Source organism: Nocardia mexicana NBRC 108244, assembly GCF_001613165.1.
Lineage (GTDB): Bacteria > Actinomycetota > Actinomycetes > Mycobacteriales > Mycobacteriaceae > Nocardia > Nocardia mexicana.
The window spans coordinates 1-20,519 of record NZ_BDBV01000118.1; the positions used below are offsets into that span (position 1 = coordinate 1).

Below are 20,519 nucleotides of genomic sequence, written 5' to 3' on the forward strand. Positions count from 1 at the left end.
AGCTCGCCCTTCACGCACCCCGCGCCTGTTCCCGCACCGGTTGCAGAGGGTGCGGGAGCGTGCACGGGGTGCGGCGTGGGGGCAGGGGTGCGATGGGGCGGGTTCGGGTGTGGCTGTCCTGCAATCTTATTGCGTTGTGATCGGTATCGGGTGGGTGTAATCGGGGCCGGTCGAGTGGCGATATGGGGGCAATGGGGATCGCGACCGGAGGTCGACTGCGATGCGGATGTGCAGGGCGCTGCAGGTGGTGCTGGTGGGTGGCGCGATGGTGGTCGTGGCCGCCTGTGGGGCGAACGGGTCGGAGTCGGTGGGCGGTCGGTCGTCGGCGGCCACCGGGATTTCCCGGACGAGTCTGGAGGCGCACGACGGGGTGACGGTGAGCGGGCTCGCGGTGCCGCCGACTCCCCGGACGGGCGGGCCGATCTCTGTGCGGCCCGCCCCTCCGGGGGAGCCGCCCGCGCCGCCGGATCGGTCCGGCACGGTGATCCTCCGGACGGTCACGCTGTCGGGGATCGCGGTGCCGTATGTTCCCGTCGACCTGCGGCTGGTGCGGCCGTGCGATCCGGCCGGGCACGACATCGCGGAGGGCACGCCGGAGGTGCGTCGCTGGGATGCGACGACGGATGCCAACGGACAGGCCGTCTTCGCGGTTCCGACCGGTTGCTTCCGCTTCGGGATGGATCCGCCGGCGGGCACGAACCCGGTGCCGGAGGGGCTGCACAGCCTGTTCGTCGAGTCACCGCGGCAGACGGTGTACGGGCTGTTGCGATTCCAGGATCCGGCCCCCGACCCGGTCTGCGCCCCGCAGACGATCGTGCACGATCTGGGCGTGGGGCCGCCCTTGGACCGGGCGCCCGCGACGGTCGGTGAATGCGACGGCTACTGGGCGGTCATCGCGTGGGACGTCCCGGGCGACAGTCAGCGCATCGTGCGCCACGGCGACGGCGGCTGGACCACCTACGTCGTCTTCCCCCACGACAGATGCTGGCGCACAGCCGAATCCGATGGTGCACCCGCCGTCCTGCGCAAATACTTCCAAGCCTGCTGAGCGGAACCCACCGTCGCTGTAGATTCCGGCCGAGAGCGTGCCGGAATGACGATGTGGCGTCGGAGGATTATGCCCGGATGGTCAGGCGTTCGACGGCGTCGTGCATGTGGTCGACCAGGAGTTTGCGGGCGCGGCCGGGGGCGCCGGAGCCGATGGCCTCGCGCAGGTCGGTGTGTTCCTGCACCTGGACGAAGACGTCCGGGTACGTGGTTTCCAAGGCGCCCAGGCACATTCGGGTCTCGATGAACAGGGTGCGCGCGGCGCGGGCGAGGCGGGGGCTCCCGGCGCTGTCCACCAGCGCCTCGTGAAAGGCGTGGTCGGCATCGGAAACACCCGCCGGGTCGCCGTTTTCGGCGCAGGCGCGCATCGCGGAGACGCTGGGTTCCAGTGCGTCATAGGCGATCTCGCGACGGCCGTCGAGGATGAGCTCGAGCGCGCCGCCCTCGAGCGCGGTGCGCGACCGGTAGACGTCGAGCACGTCGTCGAGGGTGAGCTCGATGACGAAGATCCCGCGGTGCCGGATGCTGTGCAGCAGCCCCTCGGACACCAGCCGCTGCATCGCCTCGCGCACCGGCCCGCGCGACACGTCGAATTGCGTTGCGAGATCGGCCTCCACCAGCTGGGCACCCGGTTCCAGGGTGCCGCGCATGATGGCCGTGCGCAGCCGGTCGGCAATCATCTCCGCGGTGGATTGCCGATTCACCGGCTCGAATTCAATGACCGGCATGAATCAGCCTTTCCGAGAACAGCTTACCGAGCGCGTCCGAAATCGGCTCGGCCCCGGGCGAATACCCGGCGATCCGGATGCCCTCCCAGATGGTGACCTGGTTCGCGGTGAGCACCGGCTTGCCGAGCGTAGCCTCCAGCTCCGGCAGCACCGATACGGTGTGCATCGCGGTGTCGGGGATCAGCAGCGCCTCGGCGTCCGGATGATCGTTGGCGGCAGCCAGTTTCAGCACCTGCTCGTCGGTCAGCGTGCCCACCTCGGCCGCGGTGTCGATATCCGCTGCCGACATCGACAGCACCCGGATGCCTTCGGCACCGAGGAAATCGACGAACAGCCCCGAGACGTCGTCGGGATAGCTGGCACACACCGCCACCGACGAGATGCCCAGTGCCCGAGCGGCATTGACGAAGGCGAAGCTGGTGCTCGACGCGGGCACCCCGGCCGCCTCGCCCAGCCCGCGCACCTGCTCGCGCGCCCCTTCCGGCCCGTACACGAAGCTGCCCGAGGTGCAGGCCCACACCACCGCGCTCGGCCGGTGCTCGGCGAGCAGTTCGGCGCCGTGGCGCAGCTTCTCGGGGCTGCCGAGGTCGAGCAGTTCGGGGACGGCGTGCAGGTCGGTGCCGTAGATGTGGGCGACCCGCAGGTCCGCGCCGAGCAGCTCGGCCGCACGCGGGAAGTCGTCCTCGGCGGCGTGGTCCGGGTAGATGAAACCGATGGCGGGTGTCTGCATGGTGATTCCCCTAGAAGACGTCCTGGAGCCACTTTCCGGGCCCCATCATGGGTAGTTTCATGCGGCCCAGGCACGCCCACATGGTGAGCTGGTTCGCGGTGAGCACCGGCTTGCCGAGGGCCTGTTCGAGCGGTTCCACGAGGTCGTAGGTGGGCAGGTTGGTGCAGCTGACGAAGATCGCCTGGGACTGCGGGTCGTCGGCGTTGATGATGCGCTCGGCGATGGTGCGGTAGCTGACCTTCCAGATGCCGCCGCCGAGCCCCAGGTGGTCGGAGCGGATGACCTCGCAGCCGACCTCGCCGAGAAATTCGTGCAACTTGCGGGTGAGGATCTCGTCGTAGGGCGTGAGGACCGAGATCCGGCTCAGCTCCAGCTTGCGGATCGCCTCGACCAGCGCGCCGGAGGTGGTCACCGCGTCCGGGGCGCCCGCCGCGCAGATCGCGTCGACCAGTGACTGTTCGTAGTCCAGCCCCTTGATGAAGCTGCCGGAGGAGCACAGGTAGGCGATCACCTCCGGGTCGACGTGCAGCACGTCGCGGGTGGCGGCGGTGAGGTGTGCCGCGTTCGACACCAGCTCCGCCATCGCCACCGAGACCGGCACCGGCTCGTAAGGCGTGCGGGCCAGGTGCAGGCTCACCTCCAGCGGCGCCCATCGCCACAGTTCACGCTCCAGGGCCAGGTCGAACGGCGCGATGATCCCGATGCCCCGCTGTGCCACGGGCCCGTCGATATCGGGAAAATTCAGGTCCACCACGACGGCCCCTCTCGCGTTCAGCCAGGCAATCCTCCGCACACGATCGGATTGTTGACAATCATACGATGCGTTTCTAGCCTGTCAATGTGGTTGAGGGCCAAATAGTCACCGTCCTTCACGATGGCACCAGGCCCGATGCGGGGCTCATGCGACCGGTGGCCGAGCGGGCAACCGTCCGCTACGCCGACTCGCAGGAGCTCCCCGATGCGTTGCGTGGTGCCGACGTGTTGTTCGTGTACGACTTCACCAGTACAGCTGTCCCCGGGGCATGGCCGGCGGCGGACCGGTTGCGTTGGGTGCATGTGGGTGCCACGGGTGTGGACTCGGTGATGTTCGACGAGCTGATCGACAGCGACGTCGTCGTCACCAACACCCGCGGCATCTTCGACATGCCGATCGCCGAGTACGTGCTCGCGCAGATCCTGAACTTCGCCAAGGATCTGCCCGAATCGTGGCGGCTGCAGCAGGAGCATCGGTGGCAGCACCGGGAGTCCGAGCGGCTCGCCCGCGCCACGGTACTCGTCGTGGGCACCGGATCCATCGGCCGGGCCATCGCCCGCATGCTGCGGGCGGTCGGGATGGACGTGCGCGGACTGGGGCGGCGCCCGAGCGCCGACGACCCGGACTTCGGCACGATAGGTACCGATCTGCACGCCGAGCTGCCGGGCGCCGACTATGTCGTCGCCGTGGCGCCGCTCACACCGCAGACGCGCCACCTGTTCGACGCGCGGGCATTTGCCGCCATGAAGCCGCATTCCCGTTTCGTCAATGTCGGTCGTGGGGAACTAGTAGTGACAGACGATCTCGTCGCCGCGCTGCGCAACGGCAGCATCGCGGGTGCGGCGCTCGATGTCGTCGATCCCGAGCCGCTGCCGCCGGGGCACGCGCTGTGGGATCTGCCGAACGTCCAACTCACCCCCCACAATTCCGGTGATGTCGTCGGATGGCGCGGTGATCTCGTCGCCGCGTTCGCCGAAAATTTCCGGAAGTGGATCGACGGTCGGCCACTGGAGAACGTGGTCGACAAGAGGCTGGGGTACGTCCCCAGCTGAAAGGGAATTCAGCCATGGCCCACCCAGATATCGATATCCCCACCGAACCGGCCGCGATGACCGCGGTCGAGCTGGTCACCGCCTATTCGGCCGGCGCGTTGTCGCCCGTCGAGGCGACGCAGGCCGTGCTCGACGCGATCGCCGAGCGCGACGGTGAGCTGAACGCATTCTGTCTGGTGGATCCCGAACGCGCGCTGATGCAGGCCAAGGAGTCCGAGGCGCGCTGGCACTCGGGTCACGTGCAGGGACTGCTGGACGGCGTGCCGATTTCGATCAAGGACATCTTCCTCACCGAGGGCTGGCCGACGCGCCGCGGATCCACCTCCATCGAGCCCGATGTGCCGTGGCCGCTGGACAGTCCGGTCACCGCCCGGCTGCGCGAGGACGGACTGGTGTTCCTGGGCAAGACGACCACGCCGGAGCTGGCGTGGAAGGCGGTCACCGACAGCCCGCTCGCCGGTATCACGCGCAATCCGGTGGACCCGTCCAAGACCTGCGGCGGCTCCTCGGGCGGCAGCGCGGTGGCGGTGGCGGCCGGGATGGGACCGCTCTCCGTCGGCACCGACGGCGGTGGCAGCGTGCGCATTCCGGCGTCGTTCTGCGGTGTCGTCGGATTCAAGCCGACGCACGGGCGGATTCCGCTGTACCCGGCCAGCCCGTTCGGGCCGCTGGCGCATGCGGGGCCGCTGACCCGCACCGTCGAGGACGCGGCGCTGCTGATGGACATTCTGTCGCTGCAGGATCCGCGCGATCCCACGGCGCTGGCGCCCACCATCACCACCTTCCGCGGCCAGCTGCAGCGCGATGTACGCGGGGCGACCGTCGCGTACTCGGCCACCCTCGGCTACGTCGACGTCGATCCCGAGGTGGCGGCCGTGGTGGAGGACGCGGTGCGGCAGCTGGGCGACGCGGGGCTGCGGGTGGTGACCGCCGATCCGGGCTTCAGCGATCCGCTCGAGGCGTTCGAGGACATGTGGGCGGCGGGGGCGGCGACGATGCTGTCCAAGTTCCCCGAGGGCAGCCGCGAGCGTGTCGATCCGGGGCTGGGGGAGGTCTGGGACCGGGGCGCGAGCCTCGATGCCGTCTCGTATCTGGACGCGCGCGGCGTCGCGGCGGAGGTCGGCATCGTGATGGGCGCCTTCCACACCGCCTACGACGTCCTGATCACGCCGACCATGCCGATCCGGCCGTTCGAGGCCGGGCACGACGTGCCCCCGGGCAGCGGGCTGCGCAGTTGGCCGCAGTGGACCCCGTTCACCTACCCGTTCAACCTGACCCAGCAGCCCGCGATCAGCATTCCGGTCGGGACCACGAAGGACGGGCTGCCGGTGGGCCTGCAGATCGTGGGCCCGCGCCACTCCGACGACCTGGTCCTCGCACTGGCCCGGTTCGCGGAAACGGTTCTGGCGGGCTGAGTCCGGCGAGCGCGGCCTACGGCAATGCGTTGGCGATGGTGACCTGGATGTCGCAGATCGTGTTGGGGAGCCAGTCGTAGGCCGCGGCCGAACCGCCGCCCAGCGGTCGATCCGCCTGGTTGCAGACATACCTGCCGCGCTTGTCGTACTGGCTGCAGTAGTTGGCCGTGCATTGCGTGGACAGGCCCTGGTAAACGGGCGTCACGGACGGAGCAGCTTCCGGCGTGCCCTGCGGTGTCATCTCGATGGCGTTCCCGGCCGCGAGGTCGGTCGTGATATCGGCGGTGGCGGCGCCGGTGCCGACGGCGAGCGCTGCCGCGGCGGCGACCGAGACGAATGCGGGTGCGACGAAGCGACGGGCGAGCCGGTGTGCGCGGCGTGAACGGTCGAGAGGGCGTATGTGCATGGCGATTCCACCTCCTGCCGGGCGGCACCCGGCGGCCGAGCCAGTGATCATCGCCGTCCGACTCTAGCCGCCGGAGCGCGTCCGAGGGTGCCTCGAAAACTATTGCGGCCCAATTTGTTCAGAGTCACAGTTGCGCCATGCGCTTCCGGAAATAGTTGGGGGATCCGTGCCGGAAATAGGTGAGGCCTCACCGGGGTGACGGTGAGGCCTCACTGGGAGCAGCTGCGGGTTCAGTCGGATTCCCGTGCGAAGGAGAGGGTTTCGCCCTCCACTCCGCGCAGCCACAGCGTGTTGCAGGCTGCGGCGATATCGGTGAGGCCGTCTTCGATGGTGGCGAAGACGTTGCCGGGGACCCAGCCCTGGTCCCCGTTGATCAGGAGATTGTTGCGGCCGTAGAACAGCGCGAGATCCGTTGCGCCCTGGGCGTGGTGGGCCTCGGAACCGGGCTCGTAGCCGTAGGCCGGGTTGCCGATCTCCCACGGTTCGAAGTCGAACAGGCATACGTCACCGGGAATCGGTGTGACGGTGGGGTTTTCGCGGTGCGGTGCCGCGACGATGCGCGGCACCAGCGTGTATACCTCGTTGCGGGCGTACTTGGCGTGGAAGGCATCGCCCTCCTGCGGCAGCGCGTCCCAGACCGCCGCGCAGGTGAGCGGCGCCTCGGCCTCCAGCAGGCGGGCGCGGCAGCGCACCCCGGCCTTGGTGAGGGTGATCGTGATGTAGCGGGCCATCGGCGTCTCCCTACAGTTCGTCCAGCACGGTGGACCAGATGCCGAGCGCCTCGTCGACCTGGTCGGCGGTCACGATCAGCGGCGGAATCATCCGCACCACATTGCTGTAGGCGCCGCAGGTGAGCAGCAGCAGGCCCTTCTCGTGCGCGAGCCGCTGGGCGGCCGCCGCGGTCGCGGTGTCGGGTTCGCCTGTCGGCGTGGTGAATTCGGTGCCGACCAGCAGGCCCAGGCCGCGCACGTCGCCGACTGCCTTGGTGGCGCGCTCGCGCGCACCGGCGAGCAACTGCCGCCCGCGCTCGGCGGCATTGTCGACGAGCCCTTCGGATTCGATGACGTCGATGGTCGCCAGCGCCGCGGCGCAGGCCACGGCATTGCCGCCGTAGGTGCCGCCCTGCGAGCCCGGCCAGGCCTTCTCCATCAGCTCGCGGGAGGCGGCGATGCCCGACAGCGGGAAGCCGCTGGCCAGGCCCTTCGCGATGGTGATGATGTCCGGGCGGACGTCGAAGTGCTGGTGGCCGAAGAACTTTCCGGTGCGTCCGAAGCCGGTCTGGATCTCGTCGAACACCAGCAGAATGCCGTGCCGGTCCGCGCGCTCGCGCAGGCCCTGGAAGAACCGGGTGTTGCCGGGGATGTACCCGCCCTCGCCGAGCACCGGCTCGACGAAGAACGCCGCGGTCTCGGCGGGGGAGGACATCGTGGTCAGCAGGTAGTCCAGCTCGCGCAGCGCGAAGTCGGTGGCCTGCTCCTCGCTCCAGCCGTACCGGTAGGCGGTCGGGAACGGGGCGACATGCACACCGGCCATCAGCGGGCTGAAGCCCGCGGAGAACCGGGTGCCCGAGGTGGTCATGGTCGCGGCGGCGACGGTGCGGCCGTGGAAACCGCCGTGGAACACCACGACATTCGGCCTGCCGGTGGCCTGGCGGACCAGCCGCAGCGCCGCCTCGATCGCCTCGCTGCCGGAATTGGAGAAGAACAGCGAATCCAGCCCGTCCGGCAGCACATCGCCCAGGCGCTCGGTCAGCGCCAGCAGCGGCTTGTGCATGACGGTCGTGTACTGCGCGTGGATGACGCTGGCGATCTGCTGCTGCGCGGCCTCGACCACGCGCGGGTGGCAGTGCCCGGTGCTGGTGACACCGATACCGGCGGTGAAGTCGAGGTAGCGCCGACCGTCGGTGGCGTAGAGGTAACAGCCCTCGCCGTGGTCGACGGTGATCGGGGTGGCCTGCTTGAGGACGGGGGAGAGTGCCGTCATCGTGATCCGCCTTCCGGAGCGTGGAGGGTGCCGCGATCGGGTCCCGCGCGGATTGTCTATTGTCGGATTGTCGACAATATGAATAACATGGCGGGCGGGCCCACAGCAATGGGCGCCGCGCTCGCGGCGCCCCGGCATCGAGGCGGGGCCGATCACGAACCGACCGCCGGAGCCGGCGGCGACCAAGGTGAGGAGCAGGCGGTGACGCAGATCGACGCGGGCCTGAATCGGGCCGAGACGGACCTGAACCCGGCCGAGCGGGCCGCCATCGACAGCGTGCCCACCGGCCTTTACATCGGCGGGCAGTGGCGCGAGACGGCCGCGACCATGCCGGTCACCGATCCGGCCACGGGGCAGGTGCTGCGCACGGTCGCCGACGCCGGGCCGGAGGACGGCCTCGCCGCGCTGGATGCCGCGGCGGCCGCGCAGGCCGACTGGGCCCGCACCTCGCCCCGCGAGCGCAGCGACATTCTGATGCGCGCGCACCGGATGCTGCTGGAGGAGGCCGACCGGCTGGCGCTGATCGCCACCCTCGAGATGGGCAAGCCGCTCGCAGAGGCGCGGGGCGAAGTGGCCTATGCCGCAGAGTTTTTCCGCTGGTTCGCCGAGGAGGCGGTGCGGCTCGACGGCGGTTACATGACGGCCCCGGCGGGCGGATCGCGGTTCCTGGTGGCCCGGCAGCCCGTGGGCCCGAGCCTGCTGATCACGCCGTGGAACTTCCCGATGGCCATGGCCACCCGCAAGATCGGCCCGGCGCTCGCCGCGGGCTGCACCTGCGTGGTCAAGCCCGCCGAACAGACTCCGCTGTGCACGCTGGCGATCGCCGACATCCTGGGCGCGGCCGGGGTGCCCGCCGGTGTGGTGAACGTGGTCACCACCTCCGACCCGGGCGCGGTGATGACGCCGATGATTCTCGACGAACGCTCGCGCAAGCTGTCGTTCACCGGATCCACCGCCGTCGGCAAGAAGCTGCTCGAGCAGTGCGCGCAGACGGTCATGCGCGCCTCGATGGAGCTGGGTGGCAACGCGCCGTTCATCGTGTTCGACGACGCCGATCTCGACGCCGCGGTCGAGGGCGCGCTGGCGGCGAAGATGCGCAACATCGGACAGGCGTGCACCGCCGCGAACCGGATCTTCGTGCAGCGCAACGTCATCGACGACTTCGCGGAGCGGCTGGCCGGGCGGATGGCGGAGCTGCCGATCGGCCGCGGCACCGAACCCGGCGTGGTCGTCGGGCCGCTGATCGACGACGCCGCCGTGGCGAAGGTGACCGAGCTGGTGGCCGACGCCCGAGCCCGCGGCGCGCGCGTGCTGCTGGGCGGCGAGGCGCTCGACGGACCCGGGAACTTCTACCCCGCAACGGTTCTCGTCGACGTCCCCGACGATGCGCAGATGTGCCACACCGAGATCTTCGGCCCCGTCGCGAGCCTCACCCCCTTCGACACCGAGGACGAGGTGGTCACGCGCGCCAACGACACCCCGTACGGTCTCGTCGGCTACGTCTACACCGAGGGACTGCGCCGCGGACTGCGGGTGTGTGAGGCGCTCGACAGCGGCATGGTCGGCCTGAATCAGGGCGTGGTGTCGAATCCTGCCGCACCGTTCGGCGGTGTGAAGGAGTCCGGACTCGGCCGTGAAGGCGGGCTCACCGGCATCGATGAGTTCCTCGAGTCCAAGTACATCGGCGTGCAGATGTGAGATCGGCAGCGGGCGGCCGGGGCGGCTATCGCTCCGGCTGTTTCGCGCGGGTGGCAACAGCAACAACAGTCGGGGTACGAGGAGTACAGGTGAGCACCTACCGCATAGCGACCATTCCGGGTGACGGCATCGGGGTCGACGTGACCGCGGAGGCGGTCAAGGTGGTGGATGCCGTGCTGCCGGGGGTCGAATGGACCGAATTCGACTGGTCCTGTGAGCAATACCTGCGCACCGGCGCCATGATGCCGCCGGACGGAGTGCGGCAGCTCGCCGGATTCGATGCGATTCTGCTGGGCGCCGTGGGCTTTCCGGGTGTGCCCGACCATATCTCGCTGTGGGGCTTGCTGATTCCGCTGCGGCGGGCCTTCGGACAGTACGTGAATCTGCGTCCGGTGCGGCTGCTGCCGGGCACCGAATCCGCGCTGCGCGGCCGCACCGCCGACGATCTGGACATCCTGATCGTGCGGGAGAACTCCGAGGGTGAGTACTCCGAACTCGGCGGCACCCACAACCCGGGGCGGCCCGAGGAATTCGTGCTCCAGGAATCGGTGTTCACCCGCGTCGGCTGCGAGCGCATCATCCGGTACGCGTTCGAGCGGGCCCGCGAGCGCCACCGCCGCCTGTGCTCGGCCACCAAGTCCAACGGGCTGATCCACTCGATGCCCTACTGGGACAGCATCTTCGAGAGTGTCGCCACCGAGTATCCGGACGTGGAGACGCGCCAGATGCACGTGGACGCGCTGGCGGCCGAGATCGTGCTGCATCCGGAACGGCTGGATGTGATCGTCGGCTCGAACCTGTTCGGCGACATCCTCTCCGACCTCGCCGCCGCGGTCACCGGCGGACTGGGCCTAGCGCCGTCGGGAAATATCAACCCGGCGGGCGACGCCCCCTCGATGTTCGAGGCCGTCCACGGCAGCGCCCCCGATATCGCGGGACAGGGCATCGCCAACCCCGTGGCCCAAATCCTCGCCGCCGCAATGATGCTGGAGCAACTGGGCGAACGCGACGCGGCCGCCGCCGTCGACCGCGCCGTCTGCGAGATCCTCGCGGAAGGCGACGTCCGCACTCCGGATCTCGACGGCACCGGCACCACCACCGAACTCGGCACCGCCATCGCCAAACGCGCCACCGAACTCGCGGGCAACTGAGAATTGCGCCGCCGTTGCCCTTCCCGCGCCCGGGAATGGCCAAGTATGGGTGTGACGCTGAAGAACACTGCGAGCAAGGTGGACTCGGAATGCAGGGTGCAGAGGACTGGATGCCCGACGACGTCGCCGCGATGATGCGGCGAGTTCGGGCGGACGCGGAGAGCTTGCTGTCGGGCGAGGCGCCGTCACCGATGGAGACGGATCTGGCGGTGCTGGTCCGGAGCCTGGCGCACGACTTCGCGGCGAAGACCAGACTGGCCGGTGGGTGGCTGATGCTGCACGACAGCGCCGTATCGCGTGGGAGATCGGCGTCCACGTCGAACGGAACCGTGCTGGACGCGGCGGTGCTCGACGTAGCCGATCTGCTCACGGCCGTCCGCGTCGCGCTCGGGGACACGATCGACGAGGCACAGATCCGCGTGATGCTGCTGTGGTCGAATGCGGACGGCACCTATCAATTCCACTACTGCACCGTCTCGATGCACGACGAGCACGCGGCCGATCTCATGCACCCGGGCGACTCGAAAACCGCGTGGGTCGCCAGGGCGGCACATCACGGCGTCGACATCCACACGATCGAGGGAAGCCTGTTCGACTGACCCCGCGCCCTGGTTCCCGCACCCCGTGCAAGCTCACGCACTCGCTGCGGGCATCGCAGGGGGTGCGGGGATGAACAGGGGGTGCGGGAATTTGGGCCTTGCCGACCGGTGTGGGGTCAGCGAACGGGTTCCTCGATGGGCGAGGTGGGGGCGGGACGGGGGATGAGGATGGTGGCGGCCAGGGCTACGGCGAGGAGGGCGGCGCAGGCGTAGCTGCAGAACTCCAGCCCGGCGGCCATGGCCTCGCGGGCGGCCGTTGCGGCCGAGGCGGTTTCGGGTGCGGAGGCCAGGGCCGGGATGACCGATCCGGCGGTCTCGGTGACGGCGTCGCCGAGGCGGTCCGCGTCCGGGCCGGGCGTTCCGGCGTCGGCGAGGCGGTCGCGCACGCCCGTGCCGAGAGTGCTGAAGAACAGTGTCGTCAGCATCGCGATGCCCAGGGCAGAGCCCAATTCCCGCATGGCGCTCTGGATTCCGGCGGCCTGCCCGGCCGCCGATACCGGCACGTCGGCGAGTACGACGTTGGTGACCTGCGCGGTCGCGAACCCCACGCCGACGCCGTAGACGAACAGTGCGATCGCGATGGCCCACCAGGCGCTGTCGGTCGCCGCGATCACGCCGAGCAGCGCGAGACCGGCCGCCTCCAATACCAGGCCGATCCGCACCTGCCCCATCGCCGACACCGATGCCGCCAGCGGGAAGCTCGCACCGCTCGCGCAGAAACTGCCGACCGCCAGCGCCACGAGTGCCAGGCCGGACTGAAAAGCGCTGTAGCCCAATGCGAATTGCAGCCACAGCGGCAGCACCGCGATGATGCCGAACTCCCCGATGCCGACGATCAGGGTCACCGCATTGCCGTTGCGGAACGACGGGAGCGCGAAGAGCCGGACATCCATCAGCGGTTCGCCGCCGGTGCGCGCCAGTGTCGCCTGCCGCCGCCAGAACAACAGCAGTGCGGCCAGGGAAACTACGAATGCGGCGAGTACGGGCGAAGGGCCAGTGCCCCAAGAGAATCCGCCCAGCTCGAGCGGTCCGGTGGTGAGCAGCCAGCCGTAGTGGCGTCCCTCGATGAGGGCGAACGACAGCAGCCCGAGTCCGATCGCCGACAGCACGGTGCCGACCCCGTCGATCCGGCCCGGCGTGCGCGATGTGGCGGGCAGAAACGCCAGTACGCCCGCCATGATCACCGCGACCAGCGGGATATTGATGCTGAACGCCCACCGCCAGGAGAAGTCGGCGAGCCAGCCGCCCAGCAGCGGGCCCACGGCCGCCGCCGCACCGATGGTCGACCCCCACACGGCGAACGCCTGCCCCCGCGCCTTACCGGTGAACGTGGCGTTCACCAGGGCCAGCGAGGTCGGCAGCAGCATGGCGCCGCCGATGCCCTGCAGAAAGCGCGCCGCGATCAGCACGCCGCCGTTCGGGGCGGCCGCCGCGAGCAGGCTGGTCGCGCCGAAGACGATCAGGCCGAGGACGAACAGCCGCCGCGCCCCGTAGAGATCGGTGAGCCGCCCGGTGAGCAGCAGCAGGGCGGCGAAGACGATCGCATAGGATTCCTGAATCCATTGCGCCTCAACGGATGTGATCGACAGATCGCCGATGATCGGCGCGATGATCACGTTCACGATCGTGATGTCCACGACGATCAGCGCCACGCCGAGCGATACGGCGACGAGCCCGAACCACCGCCACCGCGCAGGTGTATCCACCTCGGAATGCAATGTACCTCCATTGTAAAGTAACTTCATGGTGAAGGTAAATTGGATCGGGGTAAGTTGTCAATCCGGATCGGGCCGGAACGAAGTGGTGGAGACAGTGACGAAGGAGGCGGCGATGCGGAGGGGCGCGCTATGACCGAGCGCGGGCACGAGGTTGCGGCGCGGCGGGAGCGCCTGGTCGAGGAGCTGCGGGCCTACGGCGCGAGCTTCACCGAACTGGGCCGCCGCTTCGCGGAGGTGCTGGGCGTGCACCCCACCGACGCCTTCGCGCTGCTGGAGATCGCCTCGGCCGAGAGTCGCGGCACCCCGCTGTCACCCGCGCTGCTGGGCCGCCGCATCGCGCTCTCGTCGGGCGCGATGACCGCCTCGCTCAACCGCCTCGAGCGGGCCGGATTGGTGTCGCGGACAAGGGAACACAGCGATCGGCGGATCGTCACGCTGCGGGCCGCCGCGAAGGTGGGTCGGGTGGGCGAGGAGTTCTTCGGCCCGATCAACCGGCGGCAGGACGCGGTGCTCGCGGAATACCCGCCCGAGTTGCTCGAGCAGTTCGAAACCTTCGTCGCGCGACTGCGTGAGACGGTCGACGACCACCTCGCGGAGCCCGGTACGGACTGACGGCTCAGTGAATGAGCCAGATGGCATCCGCGGCCGGGCTGCCCAGATCGATGGTGCGGTCGCCGATCCGGATGGCGATGGTGCCCGCGAAATCGCGGCGCTCCACCACCGAGATCGGGGTGTCCAGGGCGATGCCGACCGAGTCGAAGTAGCGCAGCATGGCCGGGTCGAAGTCGGAAATCCTTGCCACGCGACCGGATTCACCGGCCTGGAAGTGACTGAGCTGACGGGCGGGCGGGGTGGGGACGGCCCCGTCGGCCGAGGGGATTGGGTCGCCGTGCGGATCGCGGTCCGGGTGGCCGAGCTTGGCGTCGATGCGCGCCATCAGGGTCTCCGAGACCGCGTGCTCGAGCACCTCGGCCTCGTCGTGCACCTCGTCCCAGCCGTAGCCGAGCTCGTTGACCAGGAACGTCTCGATCAGGCGATGCCTGCGCACCATCGCGACGGCGGCGCGGCGGCCCAGGTCGGTGAGGGTGATCGAACCGTAGCGGGCGTGCTCGACCAGCCCCTGGTCGGCGAGCTTGCGCACCGCCTCGGACACCGTGGACGCCGAGACGCCGATGCGCTCGGCGAGCAGCTTCGTCGACACCTTCTCCTGGGACCACTCCTGGGCGGTCCAGATGACCTTCAGATAGTCCTGGGCGACGGAGGAGAGCACCGGGGCCAGCGTGTCCTCGCTGCTGGTGTCGGCCGCCTCGCTGCCGTTCTCGCCGTCGGATTCCTGTGTCGCGGAGGGATCGACCAGCTCGCGGCGGGTGGCGATGTCTCGTTTTCCGGGCACGTTTCCGAGCTTATGCATACCTTGCCCGCTTTCCCACATCGGCACGCAGGAGGGACAGGGGTGCCGCGCCGACGACCAACGAGTGAACAACCCCACCGCCGGATACTGTCCGTGACCCGGTTTGCGTAGGCTGCCGGGTGTGCAGAGATGGCGAAGTCTCGAGGACATTCCCCCGGACTGGGGCCGGTGCGTGCTCACGATCGGAGTGTTCGACGGAGTGCACCGCGGTCACGCCCAGTTGATCGGCCGCGCCGTGAAATCCGCCGCCGTACGCGGCGTGCCCTCGGTGCTGATGACCTTCGATCCGCATCCCATGGAGGTGGTGCGGCCCGGTTCGCACCCCGCGCAGCTGACCACCCTGACCCGGCGCGCGGACCTGGTCGAGGAACTGGGCGTCGATGTGTTCTGCGTGATGCCGTTCACCCACGAATTCATGAAGCTGACGCCGACCCGCTACGTGCACGACCTGCTGGTCGAGAAGCTGCACGTCACCGAGGTCGTGATCGGCGACAACTTCACCTTCGGCAAGAAGGCCGCGGGCACCGTCGACACCATGCGCGAGCTGGGTGGCCGGTTCGGGTTCGAGGTCGACGGGGTGAAGTTGGTCGGCGAGCACGCGGTCACGTTCTCCTCCACCTACATTCGCGCCTGCGTCGACGCCGGGGATATGGCCGCGGCCGCCGACGCGCTGGGCCGCCCGCACCGGGTGGAGGGCGTGGTCGTGCACGGCGACGGCCGCGGTCGCGAACTCGGCTTCCCGACCGCGAACGTGGCGCCGCCGATGCACGCGGCCATTCCCGCCGACGGCGTCTACGCGGGCTGGTTCACGGTGCTGAGCCCGGGCCAGACCGTCGGCACCACGGTCCCGGGCAAGCGGGCCATGGCGGCCATCTCGGTGGGAACGAACCCGACCTTCTCCGGCCGCACCCGCACCGTCGAGGCCTACGTCCTCGACACCGACATAGACCTCTACGGCCAGCACGTGGCCGTCGACTTCGTCGAGCACGTCCGCGGCATGCGCAAATTCGACTCGATCGACGATTTGATCACCGCGATGGGCCGCGACGTAGACCAGACCCGCAAGATCCTGGCCTCACGGCCCTAGGGGGCCGTGAGGCCAGGAATGCTGAGGTGGCCCCTGCATGCCCGGTCGTCTCAGTACTCCCCGCGCCGGTCGTCTCTGTATTTCCCCGCCTCACGGCCCCTAGGGCCGTGAGGCGGGGATCGCCCTGCATGCCCGGCAATCGCGGTATTCCACGCCTCGGTCGCCACACATTCCGCCTTGGCCGTCCCAGCATTCCCCGCCTCACGGCCCCCTGGGGCCGTGAGGCGGGGATGACGTACCGGGACAATGACCGCGAAGTTGGGGCGTTTTCGCTTGTCCGGGGCGGTCCGGTAGACTCGCTCGTCGGGTTTGCTGCGGTCCGCGGTGGCGCCCGCCCGGGGCTTCCCGGTTCTTCCGAGCGCGGACTGGAAAACAGGAGTGAATTCGTGGCGCTGACCACCGAGCAGAAGAAGGCGATTCTCGCCGACTACGGGGTGCACGAGAAGGACACCGGTTCGCCGGAGGCCCAGATCGCGATGCTGACCAAGCGCATCTCCGATATCACCGAGCACCTGAAGAAGCACAAGCACGATCACCACACCCGCCACGGCTTGATGCAGCTCATCGGTCGTCGCAAGCGCCTGTCGAAGTACCTGCAGGACAAGGACATCGAGCGTTACCGTGCACTGATCGAGCGGCTCGGACTGCGTCGCTGATCTGCTAGCGACACACGATCTGCACAGGCAGTTCGCATGGCAGCCGACGGGGAAGCATAGAATCTCCCCGTCGGCTAGTCGTGTATAGGGGCAGAGGTCCCACACACGACACGACACAGCCGTACGCACCCGTCGCGTGGCGTCGGTCTTCGGTAGTGGCTTTTCGGCACGACTGCCCGGAAGGCTTCGATCGATGACCGCCTCCGCGTCGCCGCTTCCAAGGGGAATTCGGCCGGGTGTGCGCGCTGGTACGCGCCCAAACCGGGTACGGCTGACGACAGCCGGATCGCGCAGACCTGCGCTGGATCCGGCGAGACGAGAGGTTGAGAAGAGTAAATGTCCGACACAGTGAACAGTTCCGCCGTCGAGGTCGAACCCGGCGTATTCGAGTCGGTAGCCCTGATCGATAACGGCAGCTACGGCACCCGCACCATCCGCTTCGAGACCGGCCGCCTGGCCAAGCAGGCCGCCGGTTCCGTCGTCGCCTACCTCGATGACGAGACCATGCTGCTGTCGGCCACCACGGCCCGCAAGCACCCCAAGGATCAGTTCGACTTCTTCCCGCTGACGGTGGACGTCGAGGAGCGCATGTACGCCGCGGGCCGCATCCCCGGCTCGTTCTTCCGGCGCGAGGGCCGCCCCTCCACCGACGCGATCCTGACCTGCCGCCTGATCGACCGCCCGCTGCGCCCGTCCTTCGTCGACGGCCTGCGCAACGAGATCCAGGTCGTGGTGACCGTGATGAGCCTGGATCCGAAGGATCTCTATGACGTGGTCGCCATCAACGCGGCCTCGGCGTCGACGCAGATCTCGGGTCTGCCGTTCTCCGGCCCGATCGGCGGCGTGCGCGTGGCCCTGATCGAGGGCCAGTGGGTGGCGTACCCGACCGTCGAGCAGCTCGAGTCGGCCGTATTCGACATGGTGGTCGCCGGTCGCGTGGTCGACGGTGACGTCGCGATCATGATGGTCGAGGCGGAGGCCACCGACAATGTGATCGCGCTGGTCGAGGGCGGCGCGTCGGCGCCGACGGAAACCGTTGTGGCCGAGGGCCTCGAGGCCGCCAAGCCGTTCATCGCCCGGCTGTGCAAGGCGCAGCAGGACCTGGCGGACAAGGCGGCGAAGCCGACCGAGGAATTCCCGCTGTTCCCGCCCTACCAGGACGACGTGTACACCGCCGTCGAGGGCACCGCGAAGAACCCGCTCGGCGAGGCGCTGTCCATCCCGGGCAAGCAGGAGCGCGAGGAGAAGATCGACGAGATCAAGCTCGAGGTCCTCTCCAGCCTGGCCGAGGACTTCGAGGGCCGCGAGAAGGAGATCGGCGCGGCGTTCCGCTCGGTCACCAAGAAGCTGGTGCGCCAGCGCATCCTGTCCGACGGCTTCCGCATCGACGGCCGCGGCCTGGCCGACATCCGCGCGCTGTCGGCCGAGGTGGCCGTGGTGCCGCGGGCGCACGGTTCGGCGCTGTTCGAGCGCGGCGAGACCCAGATCATGGGCGTCACCACCCTCGACATGGTGAAGATGGCGCAGCAGGTCGACTCGCTCGGCCCGGAGACCTCCAAGCGCTACATGCACCACTACAACTTCCCGCCGTTCTCCACCGGTGAGACCGGCCGCGTCGGCTCGCCGAAGCGGCGCGAGATCGGCCACGGCGCCCTCGCCGAGCGCGCGCTGATCCCGGTGCTGCCCTCGCAGGACGACTTCCCGTACGCCATCCGCCAGGTGTCGGAGGCGCTGGGCTCCAACGGTTCCACCTCGATGGGCTCGGTGTGTGCCTCCACCCTGTCGCTGCTGAATGCCGGTGTGCCGCTGAAGGCTCCGGTGGCCGGTATCGCCATGGGCCTGGTGTCCGACACCGTGGGCGACGAGGTCCGCTACGTGGCGCTGACCGACATCCTCGGCGCCGAGGATGCCTTCGGCGATATGGACTTCAAGGTCGCGGGCACCCCGGAGTTCGTCACCGCGCTGCAGCTGGACACCAAGCTCGACGGCATCCCGTCGAAGGTGCTCGCGGGTGCGCTGAACCAGGCCCGCGACGCGCGCCTGACCATCCTGGACGTGATGGCCGAGGCCATCGCCACCCCGGACGAGATGAGCCCGTACGCGCCGCGCGTCACCGCGATCAAGATCCCGGTCGACAAGATCGGTGAGGTCATCGGACCCAAGGGCAAGATGATCAACCAGATCACCGAGGACACCGGCGCCAACATCTCGATCGAGGACGACGGCACCGTGTTCGTGGGCGCCACCGACGGCCCGTCGGCGCAGGCCGCGATCGACGCCATCAACGCGATCGCCAACCCGCAGATGCCGAAGGTCGGCGAGCGCTTCCTGGGCACGGTCGTCAAGACCACTGCCTTCGGCGCGTTCGTCTCGCTGCTGCCGGGCCGCGACGGCCTGGTGCACATCTCGAAGCTGGGCAACGGCAAGCGGGTCGGCAAGGTCGAGGACGTGGTCAACGTCGGCGACAAGATCCGCGTCGAGATCGCCGATATCGACAACCGGGGCAAGATCTCGCTGGTTCCGGTCGAGGAAGAGGACGCGGCGGCCGCATCGACATCCGATAACACTGCTGCGGTAGAGGCCGGTGCCGAGTAATCATTTCGGTGTGACGAAGAAGAAGTCTGCGCCCCCCTCGCTCCTGACCGAGCAGGGGGGTTCTTCTCTCCGACTTGCTCCCACGGACGCCCCGCTGGCCGATACCGGCGTGCGGCGCACCGTGCTCCCCGGCGGGCTGCGAGTCGTGACCGAGCATGTGCCGGGAGTACGGTCGGCCTCCATCGGGGTGTGGGTCGGCGTGGGATCTCGCGACGAGGGCCCGACGGTGGCCGGTGCCGCGCATTTCCTCGAACATCTGCTGTTCAAGCAGACCCCGACGCGGTCGGCGCTGGATATCGCCCAGGCCATGGACGCGGTCGGCGGCGAGCTGAACGCGTTCACCGCCAAGGAGCAGACCTGCTACTACGCGCACGTGCTGGACGAGGATCTGCCGCTGGCGGTGGACCTGGTGTCGGACGTGGTGCTCAACGGACTGTGCCGGGCCGAGGACGTCGCCGTGGAGCGGCAGGTGGTGCTCGAGGAGATCTCGATGCGCGACGACGATCCGGAGGACATGGTCGGCGACGCGTTCCTCGGCGCGCTGTTCGGTGATCATCCGGTCGGGCGGCCGGTGATCGGGACCGTCGAATCCATCGAGGAGATGACCGCGGCGCAGCTGCGCGGCTTCCATCTGCGGCGGTATCGGCCGGACCGGATGGTGGTCGCGGTGGCGGGCAATGTCGAACACGAGCACACGGTGGAGCTGATCCATCGCGCCTTCGCCGGGCGGCTCGATCCGGCGCGAGACCCGGCACCGCGGCGCGAGGGGCACTTCCGCACGCGCACCCAGCCGCAGCTGCAGCGGATCTACCGCGACAGCGAGCAGGCGCACCTGGTGTTCGGCGTGCGGGCGTTCGGGCGGCACGAGGGCGAGAAGCGCTGGCCGCTGTCGGTGCTGAACACGGTGCTCGGCGGCGGGCTCAGTTCCCGTCTGTTCCAGCGCATCCGGGAGGAGCGGGGGCTGGCGTACTCGGTGTACTCCGGCGTCGACACCTTCGCCGATACGGGCGCGTTCTCGGTGTATCTGGGGTGCCAGCCCGAAAACCTCGGGGAGGTCACCAGTTTGGCGCGCGGGGTGCTGGAAGAGGTTGCCGCGGGCGGGATCACCGATGCCGAATGCGCGCGGGCGAAGGGCTCGCTGCGCGGGGGACTGGTGCTGGGACTGGAGGATTCCGGTTCCCGCATGAACCGCATCGGCCGCAGCGAACTCAGCTACGGCAACCACCGCAGCGTCTCCGACACCCTGACCCGCATCGACGCCGTGACCACCGCCGAGGTGTCGGCCGTGGCACGACGCCTCCTCGCCCGCCCGTTCGCCGCCTCGGTGGCGGGCCCGTACCGCCGCACCCGGGACCTGCCCTCATCAGTGCGGAGGCTGGTGCGCGACTGACCTGTTCGCTTACCTCGAGGTAGGCATCCGACAGGAAAGTGCGTACTTGTCGCGATCCCGGCGTCATCCGAGACTGGCTGTCGTACCAGGCAGAACATC

19 protein-coding genes are annotated in these 20,519 nt (G+C 69.0%); 11 read left to right on the forward strand and 8 right to left on the reverse strand.

Annotation, left to right across the window (positions count from 1 at the left end; all coding sequences use genetic code 11):
- Positions 1–220 precede the first annotated feature (220 nt).
- Positions 221–1,048 (forward strand): hypothetical protein, encoded by an 828-nt coding sequence (locus NM1_RS36265; RefSeq protein ID WP_068031026.1) that lies wholly within the window; start codon positions 221–223, stop codon positions 1,046–1,048.
- A 67-nt stretch (positions 1,049–1,115) separates the two neighbouring features.
- Here NM1_RS36265 and NM1_RS36270 read toward each other — a convergent pair whose 3' ends face one another.
- The 3 genes from NM1_RS36270 to NM1_RS36280 are packed head-to-tail and all read right to left on the reverse strand — an operon-like array spanning position 1,116 to position 3,256.
- Entirely contained in the window at positions 1,116–1,775 is a 660-nt protein-coding gene (locus tag NM1_RS36270; RefSeq protein WP_068031028.1) for a GntR family transcriptional regulator, read from the reverse strand.
- Positions 1,762–2,505: a maleate cis-trans isomerase family protein gene (locus NM1_RS36275; RefSeq protein WP_068031031.1), complete on the reverse strand. Its 744-nt coding sequence runs from the start codon at positions 2,503–2,505 to the stop codon at positions 1,762–1,764. Before NM1_RS36275 ends, NM1_RS36270 begins: the two co-directional genes overlap by 14 nt.
- Before the next feature lie 10 nt (positions 2,506–2,515).
- Entirely contained in the window at positions 2,516–3,256 is a 741-nt protein-coding gene (locus tag NM1_RS36280; protein ID WP_068031117.1) for a maleate cis-trans isomerase family protein, read from the reverse strand.
- Between the two features lie 89 nt (positions 3,257–3,345).
- Between NM1_RS36280 and NM1_RS36285 the strand changes: the two genes are divergently transcribed.
- On the forward strand, positions 3,346–4,311 hold the full coding sequence (locus tag NM1_RS36285; RefSeq protein WP_373864092.1) for a D-2-hydroxyacid dehydrogenase: 966 nt from the start codon (positions 3,346–3,348) through the stop codon (positions 4,309–4,311).
- Between the two features lie 14 nt (positions 4,312–4,325).
- Entirely contained in the window at positions 4,326–5,726 is a 1,401-nt protein-coding gene (locus NM1_RS36290; protein ID WP_084520376.1) for an amidase, read from the forward strand.
- 16 nt (positions 5,727–5,742) lie between these two features.
- Here NM1_RS36290 and NM1_RS36295 read toward each other — a convergent pair whose 3' ends face one another.
- From NM1_RS36295 to NM1_RS36305, 3 genes are all read right to left on the reverse strand, one after another.
- On the reverse strand, positions 5,743–6,132 hold the full coding sequence (locus NM1_RS36295; RefSeq protein ID WP_068031039.1) for a hypothetical protein: 390 nt from the start codon (positions 6,130–6,132) through the stop codon (positions 5,743–5,745).
- A 230-nt stretch (positions 6,133–6,362) separates the two neighbouring features.
- Positions 6,363–6,863 (reverse strand): DUF3830 family protein, encoded by a 501-nt coding sequence (locus NM1_RS36300; RefSeq protein WP_068031041.1) that lies wholly within the window; start codon positions 6,861–6,863, stop codon positions 6,363–6,365.
- Between the two features lie 10 nt (positions 6,864–6,873).
- Positions 6,874–8,115: an aspartate aminotransferase family protein gene (locus NM1_RS36305; RefSeq protein ID WP_068031043.1), complete on the reverse strand. Its 1,242-nt coding sequence runs from the start codon at positions 8,113–8,115 to the stop codon at positions 6,874–6,876.
- Positions 8,116–8,193: 78 nt separating this feature from the next.
- Here NM1_RS36305 and NM1_RS36310 point away from each other — a divergent pair, with 78 nt between their 5' ends.
- From NM1_RS36310 to NM1_RS36320, 3 genes are all read left to right on the forward strand, one after another.
- A complete protein-coding gene (locus NM1_RS36310) occupies positions 8,194–9,813 on the forward strand; it encodes an NAD-dependent succinate-semialdehyde dehydrogenase (RefSeq protein WP_255286263.1) in 1,620 nt (539 codons plus the stop codon).
- An 89-nt stretch (positions 9,814–9,902) separates the two neighbouring features.
- Positions 9,903–10,964, forward strand: a complete 1,062-nt coding sequence (locus NM1_RS36315; RefSeq protein WP_068031046.1) for a tartrate dehydrogenase — start codon at positions 9,903–9,905, stop codon at positions 10,962–10,964.
- A gap of 89 nt (positions 10,965–11,053) precedes the next feature.
- On the forward strand, positions 11,054–11,563 hold the full coding sequence (locus tag NM1_RS36320) for a hypothetical protein (protein ID WP_068031049.1): 510 nt from the start codon (positions 11,054–11,056) through the stop codon (positions 11,561–11,563).
- A 116-nt stretch (positions 11,564–11,679) separates the two neighbouring features.
- On the opposite strand, the gene NM1_RS36325 is transcribed toward NM1_RS36320, so the two are convergent.
- Positions 11,680–13,269, reverse strand: coding sequence for an MFS transporter (locus NM1_RS36325; RefSeq protein WP_246011750.1), 1,590 nt, complete (start codon positions 13,267–13,269; stop codon positions 11,680–11,682).
- A gap of 141 nt (positions 13,270–13,410) precedes the next feature.
- Between NM1_RS36325 and NM1_RS36330 the strand changes: the two genes are divergently transcribed.
- Positions 13,411–13,893: a MarR family winged helix-turn-helix transcriptional regulator gene (locus NM1_RS36330; protein ID WP_068031055.1), complete on the forward strand. Its 483-nt coding sequence runs from the start codon at positions 13,411–13,413 to the stop codon at positions 13,891–13,893.
- A 4-nt stretch (positions 13,894–13,897) separates the two neighbouring features.
- Here NM1_RS36330 and NM1_RS36335 read toward each other — a convergent pair whose 3' ends face one another.
- Positions 13,898–14,692 (reverse strand): metal-dependent transcriptional regulator, encoded by a 795-nt coding sequence (locus NM1_RS36335; RefSeq protein WP_084520378.1) that lies wholly within the window; start codon positions 14,690–14,692, stop codon positions 13,898–13,900.
- 121 nt (positions 14,693–14,813) lie between these two features.
- Here NM1_RS36335 and NM1_RS36340 point away from each other — a divergent pair, with 121 nt between their 5' ends.
- The 4 genes from NM1_RS36340 (at position 14,814) to NM1_RS36355 (ending at position 20,420) form a co-directional block, all read left to right on the forward strand.
- Entirely contained in the window at positions 14,814–15,779 is a 966-nt protein-coding gene (locus tag NM1_RS36340; RefSeq protein ID WP_068031058.1) for a bifunctional riboflavin kinase/FAD synthetase, read from the forward strand.
- Positions 15,780–16,165: 386 nt separating this feature from the next.
- The gene (rpsO, locus tag NM1_RS36345; RefSeq protein WP_068031061.1) at positions 16,166–16,435 is read left to right on the forward strand and encodes a 30S ribosomal protein S15; all 270 of its coding nucleotides are present in this window, start codon (positions 16,166–16,168) and stop codon (positions 16,433–16,435) included.
- A gap of 336 nt (positions 16,436–16,771) precedes the next feature.
- Complete coding sequence (locus NM1_RS36350; RefSeq protein ID WP_068031065.1) at positions 16,772–19,030, forward strand: polyribonucleotide nucleotidyltransferase; 2,259 nt, start codon at positions 16,772–16,774, stop codon at positions 19,028–19,030.
- A 43-nt stretch (positions 19,031–19,073) separates the two neighbouring features.
- Positions 19,074–20,420, forward strand: a complete 1,347-nt coding sequence (locus NM1_RS36355; protein ID WP_068031125.1) for a M16 family metallopeptidase — start codon at positions 19,074–19,076, stop codon at positions 20,418–20,420.
- Positions 20,421–20,519: the final 99 nt, after the last annotated feature.

What these genes read in the sequence shown, in the direction of transcription:
- NM1_RS36265 (WP_068031026.1), top strand. Translation starts at nt 221, where the DNA reads ATGCGGATGTGCAGGGCGCTGCAGGTGGTGCTGGTGGGTGGCGCGATG.
- NM1_RS36270 (WP_068031028.1), bottom strand. Translation starts at nt 1,775, where the DNA reads ATGCCGGTCATTGAATTCGAGCCGGTGAATCGGCAATCCACCGCGGAG.
- NM1_RS36275 (WP_068031031.1), bottom strand. Translation starts at nt 2,505, where the DNA reads ATGCAGACACCCGCCATCGGTTTCATCTACCCGGACCACGCCGCCGAG.
- NM1_RS36290 (WP_084520376.1), top strand. Translation starts at nt 4,326, where the DNA reads ATGGCCCACCCAGATATCGATATCCCCACCGAACCGGCCGCGATGACC.
- NM1_RS36295 (WP_068031039.1), bottom strand. Translation starts at nt 6,132, where the DNA reads ATGCACATACGCCCTCTCGACCGTTCACGCCGCGCACACCGGCTCGCC.
- NM1_RS36300 (WP_068031041.1), bottom strand. Translation starts at nt 6,863, where the DNA reads ATGGCCCGCTACATCACGATCACCCTCACCAAGGCCGGGGTGCGCTGC.
- NM1_RS36305 (WP_068031043.1), bottom strand. Translation starts at nt 8,115, where the DNA reads ATGACGGCACTCTCCCCCGTCCTCAAGCAGGCCACCCCGATCACCGTC.
- NM1_RS36310 (WP_255286263.1), top strand. Translation starts at nt 8,194, where the DNA reads ATGAATAACATGGCGGGCGGGCCCACAGCAATGGGCGCCGCGCTCGCG.
- NM1_RS36320 (WP_068031049.1), top strand. Translation starts at nt 11,054, where the DNA reads ATGCAGGGTGCAGAGGACTGGATGCCCGACGACGTCGCCGCGATGATG.
- NM1_RS36330 (WP_068031055.1), top strand. Translation starts at nt 13,411, where the DNA reads ATGACCGAGCGCGGGCACGAGGTTGCGGCGCGGCGGGAGCGCCTGGTC.
- NM1_RS36335 (WP_084520378.1), bottom strand. Translation starts at nt 14,692, where the DNA reads ATGCATAAGCTCGGAAACGTGCCCGGAAAACGAGACATCGCCACCCGC.
- NM1_RS36350 (WP_068031065.1), top strand. Translation starts at nt 16,772, where the DNA reads ATGTCCGACACAGTGAACAGTTCCGCCGTCGAGGTCGAACCCGGCGTA.